Here is an 8204-nt window from a genome sequence, read left to right as displayed (position 1 = left end):
TTAAGAATGAAGCTGGCAAAGTCTGCGTGTCAGTCAAATACGGCACTAAAGTGATTGAGCTTGCTAAAGGCAAGCACAGCGTTGAAGTAGATAGCGCACAAAACTTAGTTAAAGCATTGGAAACCATCAAATCGGCCGTGGAACAAGGCGAACTAGATAGTCAAATTGAATTGGCTAGTGGAGCATTAAAGTTGGGGTTTAAGAAGTAAGGCCCGTAGGTGTCGTGTTAATCACGACACCCATAAATATCTATATGAAACAATTTCGCGCAACCGTAAGAGCAAGCGGCTTGGTTGTAACCACTATCGTATTTGCTGAAAACACCAACTTCGCCACCAAAATACTTCAAGCCCAATTTGACGCCAACAATGTGATCAGCATTCCAACGCAGATTGGACATGGCTAATGAAGATCACAGAAGTCACAACCCCAACGCCAGAGCAACAGCGGATCAAGGCTATGCAAGCACAAGTTAAGCGTGCTCAAGAGGCCGTTCGTGCTGAGCGAGCTAGGCAGAAGATAAAAGCTGGACAACAGCAACTTAGTCAAGTAAAAAACTAGTAATTCATTCAACAACAGTCGAGGTGTATTTTGAAGATTACTAAAGGCACGCCCCAAGCCATGGCATTTCTTGACCTTCTTAAAAAAGAGGGTAACTTAACTGATGTGTATTCGCAGGAATTTTTTGATCGTCAGCCAACCTATGACGAAGATCCTGAGGCGCCATTTGACAAAAACGGCATCGAATACATTGAAGAGCTTGAGGCAGATCTAAGTGAAAACGTAAAACCCAAGAATCACCTTCTGTTTATATTTTTAGACGAATATAAAAGAGATTTAATTGATAAGTTATTGGCTATATGCCCTTCGCTTGTTAAGCATTTTGATGGCCTTCATAAGCCCGATTTTATTATTCTTAACCTGTATACAAAACAGATGCTGTGCGTAGGATTTGGTAGAAAAAATCGCATATTTGCGTATGACCCTATGTATGAGCCATTAATAGACTTCTTTGGGCTTACGGGTAGCGGGCGTGATAGCAAATATCTCGACAGGTTTATGGAGCATGATTGTTATGAGGCTGTGAGAGATTTTGCACAGGCTTTAGCAACATTAAGCGAAGCGATGTTTGATTGGGATCACTTGCCCCACAATCCTGAAATGCTAGAAATTGCATTGGATGAAGGTGCTAAATCTGATGGTCTCTACTATGTTGAAGATGATGAGGATGGCTATACCAAAGAAGATTTGGAGGGCTATATAGAGGAATATGCGGATGCCCAAAGGCGTCAAGATGAAGCAATGAAGGTAATTCGTATATTTTTCCCAGCTCACGATTGGTGGGAGTTAAATACTGGGGATTATTAAATTTCTACGATTTCACAGATTTAGACGCCGTCAAACAGGATTCAGCACCGTAAAGAAACCTACGGACAGCTTAAATAGACAGAGTTTTCACAGACTCGCACATTTGCACAGCACCACTGCAATCATTTATAATAATCAGTTCGGCGAATTAGCTCAGCTGGTTAGAGCGACGGAATCATAAAAAAAGTTAGTGAGTACTTACACAGTATAAAACATTGACTTAGCATGGCTCTCAATCTCTCAAACACTACACACCTTCGCAACTGGCGCTTAGCGGCAAGCAAGCGCACCGCAGTTTGTCCGCAGAAGACGCTCTGTGAGAAATTGACGACAGACGGCATTTAATCGTCGTCCAAAACCCTGTTTGAAAACACACTAAGCGTGTGCAAAAACTAAACCAACTTTTTACTAACGCTACTCCTATAGCTCCAAAAGCAATCAAGCTACTTGATGGCGCTCTAACGCTCTATAAGCGCCCCCAGTCGCATTTATGGCAATGTCGCTTTAAGTTGTCCAATGACAAGTGGCATTCAGCTAGTACGGGTGCGGATGATCTCTTAGAGGCTAGGCAAAATGCCATCGTCCTTTACGAGACTGTGCGTATAAAAATTGACGCTGGAATGGCGCTCACCGAAAAGACCTTTGGGCAGCTTGCCACCGAAGAAATAGCCAACATGAGGCGCATTGCAAGTGGCAGGAGAGGTGAGCGTAACTTCAAGGACTATTTGTTTGTTTGGCAAAAATATCTCATCCCGTTTTTTGGCAAATACAAAGTAGGGGACATCACACAAGAGCTAGTCGCTGATTTTGAGGATTGGCGCATTGCGCAAATGGGTAGAAATGCCAAGCTCATCACCAAAAAGCATCATGCACTGGCGTACAACAGGGTGATTGCATTGGCTAAAGAGCAAGGGCAGATAGCGCAAAACCGCATTATTCCAATGATTAATATGGCTGGGGAGCGAAGCCAGCCTCGCCCCGCTTTTACTCAAGAAGAGTTAGAGCAACTGTATGCGTACTTTCCGATCTGGCAACGCAATGTGCATCACAGGCATCCAGGCGAAGTGCGGGTGCTATGCGCCGCCTATATCAAGTTCTTAGTAAACACAGGGATTCGGCACAGTACAGAGTCTTTGCCGCTACGGTGGAAGCACCTTCAATGGCACTACATTGCAGACAAACGTTATTTACGCATCTGGGTCAGTGGCAAAACTGGGCAACGCTACTTAATTGCTAGGAATATGGTGATTGAGACTTTGGAGGAGTTAATGCAATGGCAGAAACGTCCTTATGTCAATTTAGACGAAATCATTGACGCAAAACTAGATAAGTTAATCTTTACTCTGCCTAGCGGCGAAATGCCTCACTTACTAGAAAACATCTTTAGACACTTAATGATTAAAAGTGGTCTACTAAAAAATGGAGCAGGGCAAAACAGAACTTTGTATAGCCTACGACACACCTATGCGACACAGGCACTAGCAAGTGGAGTGGATATTCATACGCTGGCTAGGCAAATGGGTACCAGTGTCTTAATGATTGAGCGCCATTACAGCAAGATCACCCCCGAAATGAATGCAGAGAAGCTTGCGTAGGGGTGGGGGTGTCGTGTTAAACACGACGGGGCATTAAAAAAGAACTTAATCAATCTATGCAAGATTACGTAGAGGAATTCGCTATTAAGTCAAAAGCCTGCATTAGTTTTAATGTGGGAATCAGTGTCTTGTTTCTTTTATCCTTGGATGAAGGTTTGACCTCTATCCATCCTGACGTTACAAGTCTTCTGTAGTGATAGCGAAGCCCCATATCGCTATAGGGTAATGCGGTAAATAATGCCTTAACTGTTAATGGATCGTTGGACATTGAAGCATGCGCTACTGCTAATAGGATGTCATATGGAATGAATGAATGTCCTATTGGCAGGTGGAGAGATGTTAAGCCGCGCAGTCTAATTAATTGCTGTAATAGATGCTCGGACCGATTATTAGGCACATCTGTAAATTCTTAAAGTCATGACTAACTTTAATTTCTAGAAATAAAAATTCCTACGAAAATTAGATACGAAGTTTGTATCTAATTGAGATTGAGCTCTCTACTTAATTCAATAAGAATACAAAGTTGTCTTTATGTGAGTAAATTCAAATTTTAGGCAATCCAAAAGAAGCAACCCCTAAGCAATACCTTTTTTCAAATTCTGTATGTCAAAGATTTGTCAATTTGACACTAATAGTTTTTTTGGGATTGTTTGCTTGTTGGATAGTGGTTGGTTTTGCTCCTTTGAACCCCAAAAACGTTGGATGGCTGGAGGGCTGGTTAGATCCAACCCAGCACTATTTGGGTTGGTTGTTTTATCGCAGTTCTCCATGGTCATATCCAGTTGGGCTTAATCCTTCTTTCGGATTAGACATCAGCAGTTCAATTGTCTACACCGATTCGATCCCTTTACTGGCTATATTTTTTAAAATTTTCTCTAAGGTTTTATCACCAACATTTCAATATTTTGGAATTTGGATATTAAGCTGTTTTGTATTGCAGGCAATTTTTGCATGGAAATTAGTCGGATTAATCTTTAAGAATTTCAGCGCCCGAATATTTGGGGTATCAATATTTTTGTTTTCACCTCCTATGCTTTGGAGGCTAAGTACGCATTCGGGGGCACAAATTGCTCTTGTTTCCCATTTCTTGATATTGGCTGCTTTATTTTTAACGCTAAGTCATAGACAGAGATTGATAAAAGAATATTGGACCGCATTACTCATAGCGTCTGAGCTAATTCATTTTTATCTCTTCATGATGGTTTTTTTATTATGGTGTGGAGATTGTTTAAATCAATACATAAGAAATAGTAATAAAGGGTATTTGCGGGGCTTATTCATAGATGCTTTAATGAAATCGGCGCTCATATTTTTTGTTGCTTGGCAGGCCGGTTATTTTTCTATTCAGTCAAAATCGGCTGGTGATGTTGGATATGGATTTTTTAGATTAAATCTACTAGCACCATTTAGTCCCGAGGGTTGGTCCTATGTTTTGGGAAATATTGAAATGCTAAGTACCTGGGGAGAGGGTTATAACTATTTAGGACTTGGGGTAATAGTGATGGGGTTGGTTGCAATCCCTGCTCTTGTAGCCAATTACAAAAGATTGATTGGGTTAGGTATGCAATATTTAGGGCTAGTTCTAATCCTTGTCGCATGCTTTTTCTTTTCAATCACTAACAATGTTGGGATTGGGATGTGGGAGCAGCAATTTGAATTACCGACGTGGATTACTTCATTGGCAAGCATATTCCGCTCAGCGGGGCGGTTCTTTTGGCCGATTTATTACGCACTTATTCTTGTGTTCTTGTATTGCATAAAAAATTACTATTCAAAGTCAGTTTGTAATTTGATTATTGCATCTGTTTTTCTATTGCAAGTAGTGGATACAAGTGCCGGATGGGTGAGTATTCGAAAATTATATTCATCTAATTTCTCCGGTAGTTTTGGGTATCCCGAACTAAAAAATGACCAATGGAATCGTTTAGGAAATCATTACAAGAAGCTTATTTTAATTCCTGCTGGGAATAAATTGCCCTATTGGGAGAATTTTGCAGCCTTTTCAGCAAGACACCATTTGTCAACAAATGCACTATTTACAGCACGAATTGATGCGAAAAAAGTACAAAACTACAACTCAAAATTAAATACTATTATTGATGATGGGACGTTTGAAGTCGATGCCCTGTATATCATAGAGGACGGGCTGATTATTTCAGCTATGGCAAGCGCAGATAGAAATTCTGTTTTTGCCAGATTGAATCAATTCAACGTTGTTGCGCCAGATTGGAAAGCTTGTAAGACTTGCACCCCATTTGCGAGTTTTGATGAATACACGTGGAATAATTTTGTTCCCATTCTTAATCAGAAGGTAATTTTTTCTAATTATGCGAAAGATTTGAATTCAGCCTTTTATCTCAGAAAAGGTTGGAGTTGGTTGGAGGATTGGGGTGTATGGTCTGACTCTTCAAATGTTGAGATAGATATTCCGTTGCCTAATAAACAAGCATCGACATTGACACTTGATTTCAAAGTTTATGTGGTAACTCAAATTCTTCAAAAGCAAATTTTAAAAGTAACAATCAACAATGAATTTATTGGAGAGTATCAATTTTTAGAGTTTGATGATAATCAAATCAATATTGCTCTGAAACCCTCATTGCAGAATGCTAAATTTCTCAAAATTCAAGTTGAAATTCCCAACGCCTCCTCGCCTTACTTAACAGATGCTACCAATGCAGACAAGAGAACCTTGGGGATTGGATTGAAGTCTATTCAATTCAATTAAAAGTTTTAGCATCTAGTCCGTTAACTGATATAACTTGCTTTAGATTCAACTTGTCTTAAGTGCGTATGGGTTTATAAATCTTTAATTAATCCACATCAAAAACCGTCTATAAGCAAACTAATTGCAGCGCCAAATAGCTGTGCATCAGAGAGCCCCTGGTTTAAGCGTGTAAAGCTGATTTGAGGTGTTTGCATAAATTCGTCGTCTTTATCCCACAGATTTAATAAATACATTTAGCACCACCAAAGATTATTGCTATTTTCTTTGGCGGAGCTAAATGCTAAGTCATTGATTCTTGGAAAGATTATTGATCACACATTTTGGTCGTTCTTTGGAGCAAAAGAATACAAACTGCATACACAGTTTTATTTATCTAAAGGACAAAAATGGCTCAAGCAAAAACACTCACCACAGCAGAATTAGAACAACTCTTACGCTACATTAGCAGCACAACTTATCCAGAACGCAATCGTGCAATGCTTCTTATGGGATATTGGGCAGGACTTCGCGTTAAAGAAATTGCTCAATTAAAAATGGGGGATGTATTAAATGACGATGGCTCGATTAAAAGTGAAATTCGTTTAAGTGCACAGCAAACTAAAGGGAATGACGGCAGAACGGTGTTCTTGCCAGTAAAGTTAAAAGAAGAATTGGCTGTGTATCTCAAAACTCGACATATCACCATGCCTGATATTCCCTTATTCCATACATCTAAGCGTTTGGGCTGGACGCCTAATACCTTATGTCAGCACTTCTTTTGGCTTTATAAGCGAGCGGGTATTGCGGGTGCTAGTAGCCACAGTGGGCGCAGGCAATTTATTACAACCTTGGCAAACAAGGGCATCTCTGTGCGTATCTTGGCTAGCCTAGCGGGACACAAGAGTATTGCTGTAACGCAGAAATATATTGATGTTAATGATGACATGAAAAGGGCGGCCGTTGAGTTGATATAAGCACTCAATCGCCGTAGCGGGATTTACGCGCCGCTCTGGTTTGTCGCTCTATCCACGGATGATTGTCTGTGCAAGGAAATCGCCCTTCAGTAGCGTGCGCCGCTAAGTTCTTGGCTTTTTCTAAATACTCACTCACTGCGGAAGACATTTTGATGCGTTTTTCATTAACTTCAATAGCCCTATCTGAATGCACTACATTGAGCTTGGGGTTAATTCTCAGTTCCTCGCCTATCTCATACAGCAGTGCTTCACCTTGCTTGGATTTTTCAAGAAACAAGCGATAAACATCCAAGCAAATATTGAGTGAGACTGAGGTGAGTTTGCGGGACTCCATACGCGCAGGTGCTGTGCTGGCTTGCCAACGATCAAAGTCTTTGTAATGTGGGTGGTGTAGCTCTAATAAGTTATCAAACTGCGCCCGTAATGTTTTGGGTGAAACATTGAGTGGAATTTCTAGATGTAGGACTTTGACATCCTCACCAAAGTCATCTGTTTGATTGTTTACGGCTACTTTATTAAAAGGCTTCTTTTCGGCAAAGATGCCATAGCCTACTTCTATCCACCATGTATCAAAACTCACATTACGAAGATCGCCGAATAATTCAAATGTGCGCTTTGCTTCATCACTGGGGAATTCATTAGTTTCACAAATTGATTGGTAGTGCGGCGATAGCTGCAGGGCATTAAACCAAGTTTCATATAGCGTTCCTTTCGCTCGCTCTAAAGACTCAGGAATGCTGTGGCTCTTGAAACGCACATCCTCAGGCAATCCTTTGAAGAACAACTGCACTTGACCAGCCTTGGGTTTGTTGGTCCTTGTGGATGTTGGCTTTGCGGGTGATTTAGGTAGTTGCATTTTCTTCAAAACCCTAAAAAGAAGCCTCAGATTGGCTTGATCATCTTATTTAACGCGACCAAAAGCATATTGCAAATACGGAAGCGCTAATAAGAAAGGTAACAAGTCATGACAAATTTGATCATTGATTCTACTGTAGCAAAATCAGTAAACCCATCCATCAACTTAGCCGCTCTTGGCGTACCTAGCAGTATTGTCGTGTCAAACACGACATCTGCTACTCAGCCTAGCGCATTTGAGCAATTGAAGTCTTTGGAGTCAGCCCGCATCAGCTGGGAAACAGTTGAGCTTGCTCAGTCTAATAATCGCTTGTATAGCATTTTGAAGCAGGCTTACAGCTTTTATCTAGTTATGAAGCAAGACGCTGATAAAGAAGTGCGTAAAGCTAAGTTAGAGGCGATGGAAGCATTTATCGCTGATAAGGGCTATAGCAATAGCTTTGGCGCTACAACACACGATATGACTCGTGTTGTTAAGTGTGTATTTGGCGTAGATCGTCGTCGTGTATCTGCTTACTCTATTGCCTTGCGCGAAGCATTGCGACAAGAAGTTAGTGCTGAAGACTTGGTTGCATTTTTGCAAGAAAACGGTGGTGTTGAGCAAATTCGTATGGGTGGCACTAAGCCTTTGTCAGCTACCAAGCGTGCTGAGCTTGTTAAAGCCGAAGTAAGCGAAGCTGTGATCAGTAAGGTGAAGTTTGACGC

The 8204-nt window shown here is 41.0% G+C and carries 8 protein-coding genes and 1 pseudogene; 8 read left to right on the top strand and 1 reads right to left on the bottom strand.

The features are described from left to right. The 7 genes and pseudogenes from ICN47_RS12625 to ICN47_RS12595 form a co-directional block, all read left to right on the top strand. Positions 1-209: pseudogene (locus ICN47_RS12625) on the top strand (hypothetical protein); the annotation flags it as partial. Positions 210-253: 44 nt separating this feature from the next. Then, the gene (locus tag ICN47_RS12620) at positions 254-406 is read left to right on the top strand and encodes a hypothetical protein (protein WP_216220261.1); all 153 of its coding nucleotides are present in this window, start codon (positions 254-256) and stop codon (positions 404-406) included. After that, a complete protein-coding gene (locus ICN47_RS12615) occupies positions 406-561 on the top strand; it encodes a hypothetical protein (protein ID WP_215311375.1) in 156 nt (51 codons plus the stop codon). The genes ICN47_RS12620 and ICN47_RS12615 overlap by 1 nt, the downstream gene beginning before the upstream one ends. Before the next feature lie 30 nt (positions 562-591). Beyond that, positions 592-1368 carry a hypothetical protein gene (locus ICN47_RS12610; protein WP_216220260.1) on the top strand — a complete coding sequence of 259 codons (777 nt, stop codon included), beginning with the start codon at positions 592-594 and terminating at the stop codon, positions 1366-1368. 383 nt (positions 1369-1751) lie between these two features. Then, complete coding sequence (locus ICN47_RS13110; protein WP_216220259.1) at positions 1752-2963, top strand: site-specific integrase; 1212 nt, start codon at positions 1752-1754, stop codon at positions 2961-2963. Positions 2964-3585: 622 nt separating this feature from the next. After that, positions 3586-5691 carry a DUF6311 domain-containing protein gene (locus ICN47_RS12600; protein ID WP_216220258.1) on the top strand — a complete coding sequence of 702 codons (2106 nt, stop codon included), beginning with the start codon at positions 3586-3588 and terminating at the stop codon, positions 5689-5691. A 386-nt stretch (positions 5692-6077) separates the two neighbouring features. Continuing rightward, positions 6078-6644 (top strand): site-specific integrase, encoded by a 567-nt coding sequence (locus ICN47_RS12595; protein WP_216220257.1) that lies wholly within the window; start codon positions 6078-6080, stop codon positions 6642-6644. A gap of 4 nt (positions 6645-6648) precedes the next feature. On the opposite strand, the gene ICN47_RS12590 is transcribed toward ICN47_RS12595, so the two are convergent. Beyond that, positions 6649-7500, bottom strand: a complete 852-nt coding sequence (locus ICN47_RS12590; protein WP_216220256.1) for a hypothetical protein — start codon at positions 7498-7500, stop codon at positions 6649-6651. A gap of 108 nt (positions 7501-7608) precedes the next feature. Here ICN47_RS12590 and ICN47_RS12585 point away from each other — a divergent pair. After that, the coding region (locus ICN47_RS12585) for a hypothetical protein (RefSeq protein ID WP_216220255.1) at positions 7609-8204 on the top strand (596 nt) is incomplete at its 3' end.

Source organism: Polynucleobacter sp. AP-Latsch-80-C2 (assembly GCF_018882185.1).
GTDB lineage: Bacteria > Pseudomonadota > Gammaproteobacteria > Burkholderiales > Burkholderiaceae > Polynucleobacter.
The sequence above is the reverse complement of the archived record's forward strand: the minus strand, read 5'-3'. Positions and strand labels throughout refer to the sequence as shown.